The sequence below is a fragment of the Pseudoalteromonas phenolica genome, from assembly GCF_005886345.1.
Taxonomy (GTDB): Bacteria; Pseudomonadota; Gammaproteobacteria; order Enterobacterales; family Alteromonadaceae; genus Pseudoalteromonas; species Pseudoalteromonas phenolica_A.
Genome location: NZ_PNEC01000015.1, coordinates 39,608 through 54,108 on the forward strand (window position 1 = coordinate 39,608; position 14,501 = coordinate 54,108).

Below are 14,501 nucleotides of genomic sequence, written 5' to 3' on the forward strand. Positions count from 1 at the left end.
ATTTATTATTATCGGGCTATATGCTTATAGTATAGCTAAGTGTTAAAAAATTAAACCCTTAACACTTAGCTAACTTAACGGTTATTGCTCTGATAACTGTTTAGACTGTATCGCGGTTAGAGCAATCGTATAGACAATGTCTTCTACTAGTGCACCGCGGCTTAAGTCGTTCACAGGTTTGCGCATACCTTGAAGCATAGGACCAATACTTACCAGTTCAGCACTTCTTTGTACTGCCTTATAAGTCGTATTACCAGTATTTAAGTCTGGGAATACAAACACAGTTGCTTTACCTGCAACTTTACTGTTTGGAGCCTTTTTACGTGCTACGTTTTCCATAATCGCTGCGTCGTACTGTAGTGGGCCATCAATTTCAAGATCAGGGCGTTTTTCCTGAGCAATTTTAGTGGCTTCACGCACTTTATCTACATCAGCACCATGGCCAGACTCACCTGTAGAATAGCTGATCATGGCAACTCGTGGCTCAATACCAAATGCCGCAGCAGAGTCAGCTGACTGAATGGCGATATCGGCAAGTTGCTCAGCAGTAGGGTCTGGGTTAATAGCGCAGTCTCCATAAACTAATACTTGATCAGGTAGTAACATAAAGAACACAGAACTCACTAAAGATGAACCCGGCGCAGTTTTAATGAGCTGAAGAGGAGGGCGAATAGTATTCGCTGTGGTATTCACCGTACCAGATACAAGGCCATCGACTTCGTTTTCAGCGAGCATCATAGTGCCTAAAACAACATTGTCTTGCAGTTGCTCTTTAGCAACCACAGGGGTAAGGCCCTTGTTCTTACGCAACTCAACCATAGGTGCAACATAATTATCTTGGATCTCACCTGGATCTTTAATAATAACGTTTTCGTTGAGCTCTACACCTTGTTGAAGCGCAATACGTTCGATTTCTTCTCTTTCACCCAATAGTACAGTTTTGGCAATGCCACGTTCACCACAAATTGCAGCAGCTTTGATAGTGCGAGGTTCATTGCCCTCAGGAAGCACGATGGTTTTCTTTGCTTGACGCGCTAAATCGGTCAACAAGAATCTAAATGCAGGAGGAGAAAGCTTGCGTGTTTTCGCAACGTCTTTGGCTAAAGTATCTAACCAATCTGAGTCGATGTTCGCAGCATTATGCTCTTTTACTTTTTCAATACGCTGTTCGTCATCACTTGGTACTTCCATATTAAAGTTGTGAAGTAACAAAGATGTACGCCAAGTATCAGCTTCAGTGGCTAGAATCGGCAGACCCGTTTCCATTGCCTGTTCACATAAAGTCATGATGCGTGGTTCAGGTTTAAAACCACCCGTCAATAAAATCGCACCTAATTTGGTACCATTCATAGCTGACAAACACGCTGCCACTAACACATCAGAGCGGTCTCCCGGTGTAACTAGTAACGCACCCGGGGTAAAGTGATTCAAGATATTTGATACCGTTCGGGCACAAAAGGTGACACGACGTAAACGTCTATGAGCCATGTCACCGGTATTGATCACTTCGGCTTTTAGGTAATCACTTAAGTCTGCTACACGTGGCGCGACTAGATCGAAATCCCAAGGAATTGCGCCAAGTAACATAAACGGGTGTTTCCTGAAAATAGGCAATGACGCCAAACGGTTCATTTCATTCTCAAGTTCTTCAGGTTCATACTGGTCAACTAAATCAGCACGTGCGCGGCCTTCTTCATCAAGCGGAGCATTTACTTTGTTGAAAATACATCCCAGTACACGACTGTGATCTATGCCGCCGTAGTTACCAGATGCTATTTCTAATCTATCTTCTAATTGTTCGTTGGTATCATTACCTGGTGTTAATACAAATACGATGTCTGCACCAAGTGTTTGTGCGATTTCACGGTTAACACGACCAGCATAAGGCTGAAGGCGAGTTGGCACCATACCTTCGATAATCGCAACTTCATCATCACAGATGGCACTTTCGAAGCGCTCAACGATTTCTTCTAGCAGATCATTGCCTTTACCATCACCAATCATTTGTTCAGCATAACTAAGTTCAAACGGCATTGGAGGCTGAATAGTGGAACCTTGTTGCACAATAACTGTCGATTTCTCAGGCCCTATATCGTCTTTACGAGGTTGAGCAATGGGTTTGAAAAAGTTTACTTTTACTGCTTTTTGCTCAAGCGCACGTACAAGACCAACAGAGACAGATGTTAAACCAACCCCAGTAGAGATGGGGATTAACATGATCCTACGGCTCATTATTTTTGCTCCTGTGCAATGTTTGCTGCATCGTTGGCAATCATCCATTCTTCATTGGTAGGCACCACTATGGCACATGGCGCTGTTTGCTTTGTGATCACACCTTCAGAACCAAAGCGTGCCGCAAGGTTCTTATCATTGTCGATTTCTAAACCTAAGAAGGATAAATGTGCAACGACCTTAGCGCGAATAACATCTGAATTTTCACCAATGCCACCCGTGAAAATCAGTGCGTCTAACCCACCTAATGGCACTACAAACGCTGCAATTTGTTTTGCTAAACGATAGCAGAATATATCTAATGCAAGTGCTGCTTGCTGATGCCCGTCAGCCGCAGATTCTTCAATGGTTCTACAATCATTAGAAAGTTCACTAATGCCTAGTAAGCCACTTTCTTTGTTCAAGAGTGTATCTATTTGCTTTGCGGAGTAATTCAGTTGCTCAGTCAGGTAATTGAAAATGCCCGGGTCAATATCGCCGCTGCGGGTGCCCATCACCAAGCCTTCAAGTGGTGTCATACCCATACTGGTATCTACCGATTTACCATTTTTAATAGCTGTAACAGAGCAACCATTGCCTAAATGCGCACTGATAACCTTGGAGTCTGTTTCGTTAAGGTTTAAGGTCTTGATTGCTTCTGCCGATACAAAGGCATGACTGGTGCCATGGAAACCATAGCGTCTGATCCCATGTTGTTTGTAAAGCGTATAAGGCAGCGCATATAAGAAAGCTTCTGGCGACATGCTTTGATGGAATGCGGTATCAAACACAGCAATTTGCGGTAAATGAGAAAACGCAGATTGCGCCGCTTTGATACCAAGCAAGTTAGCAGGGTTATGCAGTGGCGCAAGTGAAGAAGTCTTGGTGATTGCTTCTATCACATCTGGTGTGATTAATGCTGATTTTGTGAAGTGCTCACCACCATGAACAACACGATGTCCAACAGCAATTAGGCTCGAATCTAATTGTAAGTGCTTTACTAGTTCGACTAATTTTGCAATTGCAGTTTGATGAGCATCGTTTGGTGATAGCGCGATCAGTTGCTTGTCACCATTAAACTTGTACTTGATTTGCGGATCTTGCTCGCCTAAACGTTCAGCTAGACCTGAAAGAAGCTCGTCACCCGACACAGTGTCGATGATGGCAAACTTTAAACTAGAGCTTCCGCAATTTAAAACCAGTACATGAGATGAGGGCATATGCATTTCCAATTTTGACAATAACAGTAAATGCGTATTAAGCTTAAGCGAAGACGCAGTATAAGCTACGCATTAATACAAAGATATAATAGACAGTCGAACACTGTATATTTTACTTCAATTTTGACTGAAAAGTTAGCTTCTAGGAGTCCTAATGCAAAAAAGTCTCATTTCTCAAATGCAACTTGGACGACAATACGCCAAAGAATGGCCAATGCGCAAAGAACTTGCGCCTATATTTGCAGAGTTTAGAGTAATTAAAGCAACTGAACTTGCTATTAATGTGATGCCCTTGTTAGCCGTAATTACCTTTGTGTTGCAAACGAACTGGCTGGGAAATCAATATTTACCTCAATCTTTAGCGATTGCCTTATTTTTCTTATCTTTACCCGCACAAGGCTTACTTTGGTTAGGGAAACGTGCTGATACGCCGCTTAATCCATCTTTAAATACTTGGTATCAAGAATTGTTTAATAAGATGGTCGCCAATGGCTATGATGCACCCATGCAATTACAGTCTCGCAGACCCACTTATCGAACCTTGGCAAAACTTTTAAAAGATATGTTTGAGAAAATGGATAAGGCATTCACTAAAGAGCAGTTTTAAACTGCTCTTTTTAGTTATACTAATCCTCACTGCAAATCACTTGGATGAAAGGATGGGAATTTAACAGAACAGATTACACTTTTTGATATTCGCTTAAATAAAAAGATAGAGTAATTGTATGACTCTGCTTTTCCTTTAAGGCGTCATAGTGACTTTCTTTAAACTTCCAAGCAAATGGTGTCATTTGTATTAAATGCTCAATGATTTCTGTTTTAATCTCTATTCGTTTTTCAAGTTCATGGTGTTTAACTAATTTAAACCCAGCAGGGGTATCTGGATGTGTATGTAAATTCACTTCAGGGTAAATTAACGACTTAAGCTCAAATAAATGTTTAGGGCCCGGGTTCACTAAAATTACTTTACCTGTGCTCCTCACCAGCCTTTGTAATTCTTGTTCAAAAACGGGGGCGAACACAGTGACAACACAGTCCATACTTTCATCTGCAAATGGTGCTTGTTTAGCTGAGGCAACACTAAAATTGGCCTCTTTATATCGCTTAGCCGCATATTTAACGGCTGATTTTGAAATATCGAGCCCATATACATCACATTCGGGCAGTTCATTGGCAAATAAGTGCGTATAAAATCCTTCACCACAGCCTAAATCGAGCAATGTTTGAGGAGAAGATAGTGCAATAAGATTGGCAATCTCTTGTCTCAAAAAGTGATAATGGTCAGTTGCAAAAAAGGCACGACGCGCTTGAACCATATCTAAATTATCACCGGGTTGTTTTGATTTTTTATTCTGAACAGGCAGTAAGTTGACATAGCCTTCTTTGGCGAAATCAAATTGGTGTCTGTTTTCGCAAGACATGCTATTGCCAGTTTTATTTAACGGAGCCTGACAAAGCGGACAGTGATAAATTAGCGTCATTTATCTAAGTATTCCTTATCATAAAAGGTTTTAACCCAGTGGGGTTTATAAGTAATAAGTAAAGTGATTGCCATACCATTTAACATGGCTTCGGGAAACCAAATCAAGGTTGCATAAAATAAATAGTTATCTAATAACTGTTGGAATGTGTACGTATCAATTAGCCAATAATACATACCTGACGACAATATTTTGAATGCGCCAATACAGCCTGCGCATAAAAATGCACAGACAAAAATATATACAAAATAATGTCTTGGTAATTTGCTGTAACACAGCACAAATAGCCCGTAACTGACCAATATGGGAAGTAGCGCAGTAAAAAGATAAAAGTCGGCAAATTCAGAAGATTGAATGGCGCCAAAAGCAAGTAATAAGAGACTGGTAAGTAGAGCACTTAAACTTGCTAACCGCCAGCCAAGCACCAAAGTAATTGCGGTTATTCCCAATATATGAATATTTAGATAGGGCAATATCCCCGCTTTAATTTGCCAAAGCAGTGCCAGTACAACTGAACAAGCAAGTACGCCAGTTTGTCGGATAGGCCTATGCCAAAGCGTTAAATATTCGCGTTTATCGATAGTAAACGCGAATATGATTAAGGTAACAAGCGGGGTCAATAACATAGAGTGAGTTCTAATTAAAATTTAAACTCGGCCCAAATTGGCGCATGATCAGAAGGCTTTTCGATGCCTCTCAATTCGTAATCGATTTCGCTTTCTACACATTTGGCCATCAATGATTCAGTCGCTAATACTACGTCAATGCGAAGGCCTCGGTTATCATCAAAACCTTTTGAGCGATAGTCGAACCACGAGTAACGTTCTGTCTTTTCTGGTGTTAATTCGCGGAAAGTGTCTTTAAATCCCCAATCCATTAACGTCGCAAGCCATTCGCGTTCTTCTGGTTGGAATGAACATTTGCCAGTTTTCAGCCAACGTTTCTTATTTGGCTCACCAATGCCGATATCTAAGTCTATCGGTGAGATATTGATATCACCCATTACAATGACATTTTCTTCAGGCGTGTGATTTTCATTTAAGTGTGTCATTAAGTCTTTATAGAACTGACGCTTGTATGGGAATTTGGTTTCATGATTTATGTTATCACCTTGAGGGAAGTAGCCATTATGAATGATCACATCTTCACCTTTGTCATTCTCGAATACACCTGAAATCATACGTTTTTGGGATTCTTCTGTATCAGTCGAAAACCCTTTTTTGATTGATTTAGCAGGTTTCTTCGACATCAGTGCGACACCATAATGTGCCTTTTGACCATGGAAATAAACGTGGTAGCCCATAGCTTCTACATCTTCAACCGGAAACGCTTCATCGTGAACTTTGATTTCCTGTAAACCAATTACGTCAGGTTGATGTTTGTCGATTAATGCTTGCAATTGATGAAGACGAGCACGAAGGCCATTAATGTTAAATGAGATTACTTTCATAATTTGCGCTTATAGTTCTATGTAATTTACGTACCATTTTAACATTGAAAGGGAGTTGCGAAAGCCCGAGATAGCAATTTAATTATCTATCACTTTTTTCGGTTTGGGAGATATGTTATTTATTGGTCAATACACTCAAGTTTTGGTGAGAAAGCAACCTAACTAGAAGTGCAGTCCGAACTAGTGCATTGAATTATAATGACTTTATTTCTGGTTCGGTTATTGCTTTAAACTTAATAAATGCAATTTTAATGGTACAGCTTATTGAATGCTTAAGTTGAACCTGTCATTCACTCATACCAATCAGCTTAATTAAGTGTTATTACAGATTGGTATTATATAGTAGGGAAATATCATGAGCGTCGTATTAGAAGATAGACCAATTGAACAAGTCAGAGAAGAAGTAATAGACAACCTAATTTACAACTACAGCCATGGTGTTATTTCCGCAGAGGCATTTGAAAGACGTTTAGACAAAGCAATGAGTACACAGGTTCATGCTGAAATCGTTGCTTTAACGGCCGACCTTACTATGCAAGCTGACGAGAAGTATACGGCACAAAAAGATGCGAGCTTAAATATTAATTACGGACAAAAATCTGCAGGCGACAAGCTAGATATTAAAACGGTTTTAGGAAACAGCTCTCGAACAGGTAAATGGGCGGTACCGAAAGAAATTAACTTATTGAATGTACTGGGTTCTACAACCTTAGATTTTTCCGATGCTGTATTTGAGCATCAAGAAGTTACTGTAAATGTAAATTGCATACTGGGTTCAGAGAAAATTTTAATCCCCGAAGGCGTAAACGTGATCTGTGAGGCTTTTTGCATTCTAGGTAATGTAGAAAATAAAGCGCCATCTATTGCGCCAAAACAAGCACCGACTATAAAGATTAAAGGCAAACTGTGGTTAGGCTCAGTTGACGTTGAAATTAAGCGCACGATTAAAGAAAAGTTTGTGAGCTTTGCTAATGAACTTAAATCATTATTTGATGATGGTAGTTATGGTAAATATAAATAAACAGGATATGAGAGGGCACGCTTAAACGTGCCCTTTTTATCATACTTTTTGTTCGGTAAACTTTAAAAAGAAAATTAAATTCGCAATAAACCATAAATCTTTAATTAAAAAGTGGCCAGTCGTAGATAAAATAGTTGATGACGTAACTGCGCCTGGGGTTGTAGCTAAAAATGTTTGCGTCATGATAAAAACAGCAAGTGACATTAACACGCCAATCCAAAGTACTTTTTTGTTATATATGGCTGCAATCAAAAGTGAAACAGCTAACAAATCATAAACACCAATTAAATTCGAAGCAGTTTGTAAATCCCAAACACTATACATCCAAGACATAAATGGTGAAGTTTGCAGTAAGTCTTCGATCCCTTGTGCTTCTATCAAGGTAAACTTCATACCCCCGATCCAAACGAGTACGACCAAAACAGGGAAAATTGCAATCCACTTCATTGCATACTGAGACAGGTTTGGGTTAAGTAGACAGATGCCAATTGAAAGTAACGCAAAATACTTAATGACGCCTTGGCCTGCTCCGATGACAGGAAATCCGCCCATGCTTTCAATCCACATACTCGTTGAAAAAAGGCTTAGTAAAGGCACTACAGAGACAACAATAAGTAGGGATGCTAAGGCTGGTTTAACTTTTTCAAAGTACATAGAAAGTATCGAAAATACAGCAAGTAAAGAAAAGCATAAAGCAGCCAGCATGTTAGCAAGTTCATAACTTAGGAGTGAGTTGAAGCCAAAAAAATTGACTGTTTTTTCGATATGTCTATGACTGCCCATTAGCAACATACTCGTGCTCATCAATATACTTGATAATCCAACTAACAAGAACGCTACGTTGGTATTGCAATAAAACTTTTTCATTTAACAACCTTTTTAATTGGGAATACGCAATAAGACCGAGAAAGCGAAAATTTATTTCAACTTGTCTTAATTTTAGAGTTTCCGTTTATCGTGAATTGTTTATTTTGAAATTTAAAGCTATCAGAATAACATCGCACTTAAACACGGGAATTTTAAATGATTAAAACACTTATTTATTGTGTCTTATTGCTGATAGCTATACCCAGTATCGCTAAGCAACAAACTGTTGTTCTTATCTCACTTGATGGTTTTCGGTGGGATTATATTGAAAAGCATAACGCTAAAAATATTAAACGCATCGCTGATAGCGGTGTTCGAGCCACTAAAATGTGGCCTGTTTATCCAAGTAAAACCTTTCCAAACCATATATCCATAATTACAGGCTTATTACCGGTCAATCACGGTATTATTGACAATAAGTTCTGTGATAAACAAAGAGGTGATTGTTATAAAATGGGCAAAGGGCAGGGAGATAGTACTTGGCTTAATGGCATACCTTTATGGAATCTGGCAAAAATGCAAGGGCTCAAATCAGCTGCATATTTCTGGCCAGAATCCGATGCGCGCTTTAATGGTATGACCCCTGACTATTACTACCATTACTCAAAGCATAGTGATTACCAAACTCGTATTGACCAAATGGTTGAGTGGTTAAAATTACCAAAAGAACAAAGACCAAGTTTTGTTGCAGGGTATTTTTCATTAGTCGATAGTATGGGCCATGACTTTGGCCCTGATAGCAAAGAAGTATATGATGCCGTGCAAAAAATGGATAAGCTAATCGGGCAGTTTAATGAGCGCTTAAAAAAGCTGCCTCATGATGTAAACTTAGTGCTGGTGGCTGATCATGGTATGTCCTCATTAAAAGAAGACAAAACAATCACGATTAGCAGCCTGAATATTCCAAAGTCTTGGACGGTGAAAAACACAGGACCAAGAGTACTTATTTATGCGAATGACGCTTCAATTGAAAACATTAATACAGCAAAGCAACAGCTGCGTCTTATCTCAAACAATCGGTATGCAGTGCTAGATGAGACGATTTTAAAGCAGCGCCATTACCATGGCACCCCAAGGATCCCAGATATTATCTTAGAAACCAAAGCTCCGAGTGTTTTTAGTCTTGATGGTAAATTAGATTATAAAGGTACTCACGGATTTGCAAATACAGATGATATGGCTGCTATGTTTGTTGCAACTGGGCCTGCTTTCAAAAAGGGCCATAAAATTAAAGAAATGAGTAATTTAGAAATATACCCAACAGTAGCTAAAATACTGGGCTTAGAGCTGATAAGAAATGTAGATTCAGATGGTGAAACACTTCTAAAAGCGCTAAACGAATAATTAAAATAAAATTCGGAAACTAAACGTTTTAAATAAAAAGAGTAACCATAAGGTTACTCTTTTTTGGTTGGAAACTTTTTATCATCATTGTTTTGTTTGAAGCTTGTCGATTGTGTGTGACTTTTATCTAATTTATTTAAATGAGAGACAGGCTCTGCTAACGCCGAGGTTGAGCCAAAACATAAAACTAAACTAAAAATCTTTTTATACGCTGATGCAAACATAACAATTCCCTGAGCCTAAGCTACTTTTGATATGTTTTAATTTTAGCAATGAAGAACCGAAATGTGTGTGTCGAAGTGTAGCGAAATGTAAGAGAATGTAAGACCAGTTAATCCGGCCTTACATTTACTGAATAACTATTTTATAAGTTATTTTTTCCCGCTAAATCTAGGAAGAATGCATATTCTAGAGCAGTATCATGTAAGCGTTTGAAGCGACCTGATGCGCCACCGTGACCCGCTTCCATATCTACTTTAAACAATAATTTATTGTCGTTTGTCTTATAGTCGCGCAGCTTTGCTACCCACTTTGCAGGCTCAAAGTACTGTACTTGAGAATCATGTAGGCCAGTCGTTACAAGAATATGAGGGTAATCTTGCTTCTTAACCTGATCATAAGGCGAATAGCTTAGCATGTAGTCGTAATAAGCTTTGTCGTTTGGGTTACCCCATTCGTCATATTCACCGGTAGTAAGTGGAATGCTTTCATCAAGCATAGTTGTAACTACGTCAACAAAAGGAACATGTGCAGCAATGCCTTTATATAAATCAGGCGCTTGGTTGATCACTGCACCCATTAACAGACCGCCAGCACTGCCACCTACAGCGTAAACTTGATCTTTATGGCCATAACCTTGTTCAACCAGCTGTTTTGTTACGTCTACAAAATCATTAAAGGTATTTTGCTTGGTCAGCTTTTTACCATCTTCATACCATGGACGGCCTAGCATTTGTGAACCACGGATATGTGCAATAGCAAAAACAAAGCCTCGATCTAGTAAGCTAAGTCGATTACTTGAGAAGCTTGGATCCATTGTTGCTCCGTAAGAGCCATAACCATATTGATATAATGGATTTGTACCATCTTTCTTAAACTTGTCTTTACGGTAAACTAAAGAAACAGGTACCTTCACACCGTCTCTAGCCGTAACAAAAATACGCTCAGAAGCGTAGTTGTCTACTTTGAAATCACCCAGTACTTTATTTTGTTTAAGAATATTTGGTTCACCTGACTCAAGGTTGAAATCGTAGTGAGTTCCTGGGGTAGTCATACTGGTGTAGTAAATACGGATTGAGTCATTGTTTAATTCGTTATTGCCATATAAATATGCAGCAAATGCGTCATCATTAAATTTAAGTGCTTTTTCACTGCCATCTTTAAGAGAACGAACGATTACCTTTACCTGACCCATTTCACGTTCTTGATAAACAAGATGGTTATCAAAAAGTTCGATACCTTCTAGTTTAACTGCTGGGCGGTGTGCAATGACTTCTTCCCATTTAGATTTATCACCTAAGTCTTTTTCGTTAACTTGCATCAGTTTGAAGTTAACCGCATTTAGATTGGTCAAAATATAGTAGGTGTCTTTATGCTTCGAAACATTATATTCAAGACCTTTCTCACGAGGAATAAAGCGTTTGGCCTTAGCTTTACTATCGTTTGCGTCTATGAAAGACATGCCTGAAGACTCGGTGCTTGAATGGTAAATGACAACATTTGACCCGTCTTTCGTTTTACCTATGTACGTGTAATAAGTGTTATCAGCTTCTTCATAAATAAGTTCGTCAGAAGATTGCGGTGTGCCAAGCTTGTGTCGATATACTTGGTAGCCTAATAAAGTTTGCGGATCTTTTTTAACATAGTAGAAATGTTCATTATCGTTAGCCCACACAACACTCGCTTGTGCGCCTTCAATTTTATCGTCTAAAAGCTTTCCTGTTTTTAAGTCTTTAACTTGAATAGTATAAATTCTGCGGCTGACTGTATCTTCACCATAAGCGAGTAGTTGGTCATTTGGACTCGCAGATAAGCCTGATGCACTATAGTATTCATGGCCTTTTGCAAGTTCATTAATGTCAATAAGGATCTCTTTATCAGAACCTTTGAAGTCACTGCTACGAACATAAATAGGGTATTCGTTATTACCACGCATTTCCGAAGAGTAGAAATAGTTACCACGTTTGGTCGGTACAGAATTGTCGTCTTTTTGGATCCGAGACTTAAGTTCTTCAAATAGTGTTTCTTGAAGTTTTTCTGTGTTGCTAAGTTGCGCGGCTGTATAAGCATTTTCTGCTTCTAAGTGAGCAATGATTTCAGGATCTTTTCGCTCGTCATCACGCATCCAATAGTAATTATCAACACGTTTATGGCCGTGTATTTCCATTTCGTGTGGTACTTTTTTGGCTATCGGTGCTGCAACAGTTTGTTCTTGTACCTGTGCAGTAGATTGCTGAGTTTGAGTGTTATTGTCATTATTACAACCAGCTAATACTGCCAAAGAAATGATGCTTAAAGCATGAGGTAGAAATCGTTTCATAGTAATCCTTGTTATAAATTATTCCTTTTGATGCTAACTCAGTTTTTACAGTCTCACCAGCCAAGATTGTAAAGACATGTAAAGTAGTTAAAGCGTGCGTTAAGTTTTAAACAAATTGTACAAATTAGATAAACTTTTAAATGCTTTGAACACGACATTTAACCAAATGTAAACTGTTTATTAAATGTACAAAATAAATCATTTATTACATTTACAAGAGAAAAAGTGTCTATATAATGCGCGCAAACTCGTTCTTATTAGGTGTATTATGCTTAAATCTATCTCACTTTTGGCTTTTGGTTTAACTGTTTCTTTGAATGCTCAAGCATCAGCATTCGTGTCAGCTGATAATTCAGCAGAAACGAAAGTATGTGTTATTGCTTCAACAGAAGGCTTTTCAGCAGCTCGTAAAGAAGCAAGTAAACATGGCTTAAACGTGTCTCGTTTTTCACCGAGCTTATTATGTAATGGCGAAGATATTCGTAAAGTTGCAGAACGTGCTGAGCGTGAAGCGAATACATCTTCAGAGAAGAAAGTAACATTAGTTGCTAAAAACCAAAGTTTAGAAACGTCTCTGTGTATGACAGCGGCGAGAAAAGGAATTAAAGAAATCGGTTACAAAGCGCGTAGCTTACGTTGTAACGATATTCCAGTACGTGAATTTGTAAAAGAGTTTGCGAAAACAGCAATCTAATATTGCTTTAGAAAAGATTTCAAAAAAGCCGTTGGAATATTTCAACGGCTTTTTTAATGTTTATGAATTATTTAGTCCATATACCTTTAGGTAATGTTGCTTTAATTTTCTCATTACTATTTGGGTCAAATACAGGCACTTTACCTTGCTTAAGCTGAGAGATGTAATCTTTGTAAAGCCAGATTACAGCACCTGATAACATGAATAGGGCAGCTACGTTTACAATCGCCATCATACCCATGGACACATCAGCCATAGTCCAAATCAAACCCAGTTCACTGACAGAGCCAAACATCACCATACCAAGTACACATAATCTAAAGATCAGCATGCCATGTTTATGATTGTGCTCTAAGAACATTAAGTTTGTTTCAGCATATGAGTAATTAGCTACGATAGATGTAAATGCAAAGAATAAAATGGCAATTGCAATGAAAATAGCACCCCATTCGCCAACATGCTGAACCAGAGCGGCTTGCGTTAAAGCAATACCAGTAACACCAGACTCAGGGACTAGTTGATTAGATAGTAGAATAAGTGCAGCAGTTGCAGAACAGATAATAATAGTATCTACAAACACGCCAAGCATTTGTACATAACCTTGCGATGCAGGGTGGTTTGGGTTTGGTGTTGCAGTTGCTGCAGCATTGGCAGCACTACCCATACCAGCTTCGTTAGAGAAGAGACCTCGTTTAATCCCTTGGATCATTGCCTGCATAACAGCATAACCAATTGCACCAGCGCCTGCTTGTTCAATGCCAAAAGCACTGTAGATAATTTGCTTAAACACAGCTGGTAAAAGCTCTAAATTGATAGCACATACATATAATGCAACAGCTAAATAAGCCAAAGCCATGAAAGGAACAACTAACTCAGCAAAACGAGAGATGGTTTTTAAACCACCAAAAATAATAAAACCAGAGCCGATAACGAGTAAAACCCCCATAATGTGCTTTGGAATATCAAAGGCAACTTCAAACGCTGCTGTGATTGAGTTTGCTTGTACTGCATTAAAGACAAGACCAAATGCCAATATAAGGCATAAAGAGAAAAGGACACCCATCCAACGCTTTCCTAAACCATACTCCATATAATAAGCAGGGCCACCACGGAAGTTGCCATCTTCATCTTTTGTTTTATATAGCTGTGCAAGGGCGCTTTCGGCAAAACTGGTTGCCATACCGATAAGTGCAATTAACCACATCCAAAAAATTGCTCCAGCACCACCTAAATAGAGTGCAACAGCAACACCAGCCATATTACCTGTACCAACGCGTGCAGCTAATGAAGTACAAAAAGCCTGAAATGAAGAAATGCCCGAGTCAGAACCTTGTCTACTATTAGCCATGACCTTAACCATATAAGGAAATTGTCTAAATTGAATGAAGCCCAAACGGAAGGTAAAGAATAAACCTGCTGCTATTAATAGATATATAAGGACATGGCCCCATAGCAATCCACTAATAAAGTTTAAAATATCAGCCATAATTGAATGCCTAGTTAATTGAACGAATAAATGAGGTCCGTAATCTAGCATAAATAAGGAAGGCAATCTAAAGCACAGCGGCAAAACATAGTTTATCCACAGGATTTTGTGGGTAAGTTGTCATTAAGTGGTTTGTAAGTTTGTATATTTAAATATATAGAAAATAATGCATTTTTCTTTAAAAAAGG

General features: G+C 38.8%; 13 protein-coding genes. 4 read left to right on the top strand and 9 right to left on the bottom strand.

Features of this window, described 5'->3' with window-relative positions:
- Window positions 1-81: 81 nt before the first annotated feature.
- Both pta and CWB72_RS08420 read right to left on the bottom strand, forming a co-directional pair.
- Window positions 82-2,232: a phosphate acetyltransferase gene (pta, locus tag CWB72_RS08415; RefSeq protein WP_138630560.1), complete on the bottom strand. Its 2,151-nt coding sequence runs from the start codon at window positions 2,230-2,232 to the stop codon at window positions 82-84.
- On the bottom strand, window positions 2,232-3,431 hold the full coding sequence (locus CWB72_RS08420) for an acetate kinase (RefSeq protein WP_138630562.1): 1,200 nt from the start codon (window positions 3,429-3,431) through the stop codon (window positions 2,232-2,234). The genes pta and CWB72_RS08420 overlap by 1 nt, the downstream gene beginning before the upstream one ends.
- Before the next feature lie 154 nt (window positions 3,432-3,585).
- Between CWB72_RS08420 and yfbV the strand changes: the two genes are divergently transcribed.
- A complete protein-coding gene (gene yfbV / locus CWB72_RS08425; RefSeq protein ID WP_138630564.1) occupies window positions 3,586-4,038 on the top strand; it encodes a terminus macrodomain insulation protein YfbV in 453 nt (150 codons plus the stop codon).
- A gap of 73 nt (window positions 4,039-4,111) precedes the next feature.
- Here the strand turns inward: yfbV and rlmA are convergent, their stop codons facing one another.
- Genes rlmA through xthA form a run of 3 tightly spaced genes read right to left on the bottom strand, consistent with a single transcriptional unit; the run spans window position 4,112 to window position 6,362 of the window.
- Window positions 4,112-4,912, bottom strand: coding sequence for a 23S rRNA (guanine(745)-N(1))-methyltransferase (gene rlmA / locus CWB72_RS08430; protein WP_138630566.1), 801 nt, complete (start codon window positions 4,910-4,912; stop codon window positions 4,112-4,114).
- Window positions 4,909-5,538 carry an energy-coupling factor ABC transporter permease gene (locus CWB72_RS08435; RefSeq protein WP_138630568.1) on the bottom strand — a complete coding sequence of 210 codons (630 nt, stop codon included), beginning with the start codon at window positions 5,536-5,538 and terminating at the stop codon, window positions 4,909-4,911. Before CWB72_RS08435 ends, rlmA begins: the two co-directional genes overlap by 4 nt.
- Before the next feature lie 14 nt (window positions 5,539-5,552).
- Complete coding sequence (xthA, locus tag CWB72_RS08440; protein WP_058029606.1) at window positions 5,553-6,362, bottom strand: exodeoxyribonuclease III; 810 nt, start codon at window positions 6,360-6,362, stop codon at window positions 5,553-5,555.
- A gap of 355 nt (window positions 6,363-6,717) precedes the next feature.
- Between xthA and CWB72_RS08445 the strand changes: the two genes are divergently transcribed.
- Complete coding sequence (locus CWB72_RS08445; protein ID WP_138483025.1) at window positions 6,718-7,383, top strand: DUF1707 SHOCT-like domain-containing protein; 666 nt, start codon at window positions 6,718-6,720, stop codon at window positions 7,381-7,383.
- A 39-nt stretch (window positions 7,384-7,422) separates the two neighbouring features.
- On the opposite strand, the gene CWB72_RS08450 is transcribed toward CWB72_RS08445, so the two are convergent.
- Complete coding sequence (locus CWB72_RS08450) at window positions 7,423-8,250, bottom strand: DUF417 family protein (RefSeq protein ID WP_252371513.1); 828 nt, start codon at window positions 8,248-8,250, stop codon at window positions 7,423-7,425.
- Between the two features lie 156 nt (window positions 8,251-8,406).
- On the opposite strand from CWB72_RS08450, the gene CWB72_RS08455 reads away from it, so the two are divergent.
- The gene (locus CWB72_RS08455) at window positions 8,407-9,594 is read left to right on the top strand and encodes an alkaline phosphatase family protein (RefSeq protein WP_138630570.1); all 1,188 of its coding nucleotides are present in this window, start codon (window positions 8,407-8,409) and stop codon (window positions 9,592-9,594) included.
- Between the two features lie 53 nt (window positions 9,595-9,647).
- On the opposite strand, the gene CWB72_RS20525 is transcribed toward CWB72_RS08455, so the two are convergent.
- On the bottom strand, window positions 9,648-9,818 hold the full coding sequence (locus tag CWB72_RS20525; RefSeq protein ID WP_171037246.1) for a hypothetical protein: 171 nt from the start codon (window positions 9,816-9,818) through the stop codon (window positions 9,648-9,650).
- A gap of 140 nt (window positions 9,819-9,958) precedes the next feature.
- Window positions 9,959-12,133, bottom strand: a complete 2,175-nt coding sequence (locus CWB72_RS08460) for a S9 family peptidase (RefSeq protein WP_138630571.1) — start codon at window positions 12,131-12,133, stop codon at window positions 9,959-9,961.
- Between the two features lie 268 nt (window positions 12,134-12,401).
- Between CWB72_RS08460 and CWB72_RS08465 the strand changes: the two genes are divergently transcribed.
- Complete coding sequence (locus tag CWB72_RS08465; RefSeq protein WP_138569006.1) at window positions 12,402-12,827, top strand: exonuclease III; 426 nt, start codon at window positions 12,402-12,404, stop codon at window positions 12,825-12,827.
- A 67-nt stretch (window positions 12,828-12,894) separates the two neighbouring features.
- Here CWB72_RS08465 and CWB72_RS08470 read toward each other — a convergent pair whose 3' ends face one another.
- Window positions 12,895-14,313 (bottom strand): alanine/glycine:cation symporter family protein, encoded by a 1,419-nt coding sequence (locus CWB72_RS08470; protein WP_138630573.1) that lies wholly within the window; start codon window positions 14,311-14,313, stop codon window positions 12,895-12,897.
- Window positions 14,314-14,501: the final 188 nt, after the last annotated feature.

Bases quoted from the DNA above. Each gene is read 5' to 3' on its own strand.
- xthA (WP_058029606.1), bottom strand. From the start codon at position 6,362: ATGAAAGTAATCTCATTTAACATTAATGGCCTTCGTGCTCGTCTTCAT.
- CWB72_RS20525 (WP_171037246.1), bottom strand. From the start codon at position 9,818: ATGTTTGCATCAGCGTATAAAAAGATTTTTAGTTTAGTTTTATGTTTT.
- CWB72_RS08455 (WP_138630570.1), top strand. From the start codon at position 8,407: ATGATTAAAACACTTATTTATTGTGTCTTATTGCTGATAGCTATACCC.
- CWB72_RS08470 (WP_138630573.1), bottom strand. From the start codon at position 14,313: ATGGCTGATATTTTAAACTTTATTAGTGGATTGCTATGGGGCCATGTC.
- CWB72_RS08460 (WP_138630571.1), bottom strand. From the start codon at position 12,133: ATGAAACGATTTCTACCTCATGCTTTAAGCATCATTTCTTTGGCAGTA.
- CWB72_RS08420 (WP_138630562.1), bottom strand. From the start codon at position 3,431: ATGCCCTCATCTCATGTACTGGTTTTAAATTGCGGAAGCTCTAGTTTA.
- pta (WP_138630560.1), bottom strand. From the start codon at position 2,232: ATGAGCCGTAGGATCATGTTAATCCCCATCTCTACTGGGGTTGGTTTA.
- CWB72_RS08435 (WP_138630568.1), bottom strand. From the start codon at position 5,538: ATGTTATTGACCCCGCTTGTTACCTTAATCATATTCGCGTTTACTATC.
- yfbV (WP_138630564.1), top strand. From the start codon at position 3,586: ATGCAAAAAAGTCTCATTTCTCAAATGCAACTTGGACGACAATACGCC.
- CWB72_RS08445 (WP_138483025.1), top strand. From the start codon at position 6,718: ATGAGCGTCGTATTAGAAGATAGACCAATTGAACAAGTCAGAGAAGAA.
- CWB72_RS08450 (WP_252371513.1), bottom strand. From the start codon at position 8,250: ATGAAAAAGTTTTATTGCAATACCAACGTAGCGTTCTTGTTAGTTGGA.
- CWB72_RS08465 (WP_138569006.1), top strand. From the start codon at position 12,402: ATGCTTAAATCTATCTCACTTTTGGCTTTTGGTTTAACTGTTTCTTTG.
- rlmA (WP_138630566.1), bottom strand. From the start codon at position 4,912: ATGACGCTAATTTATCACTGTCCGCTTTGTCAGGCTCCGTTAAATAAA.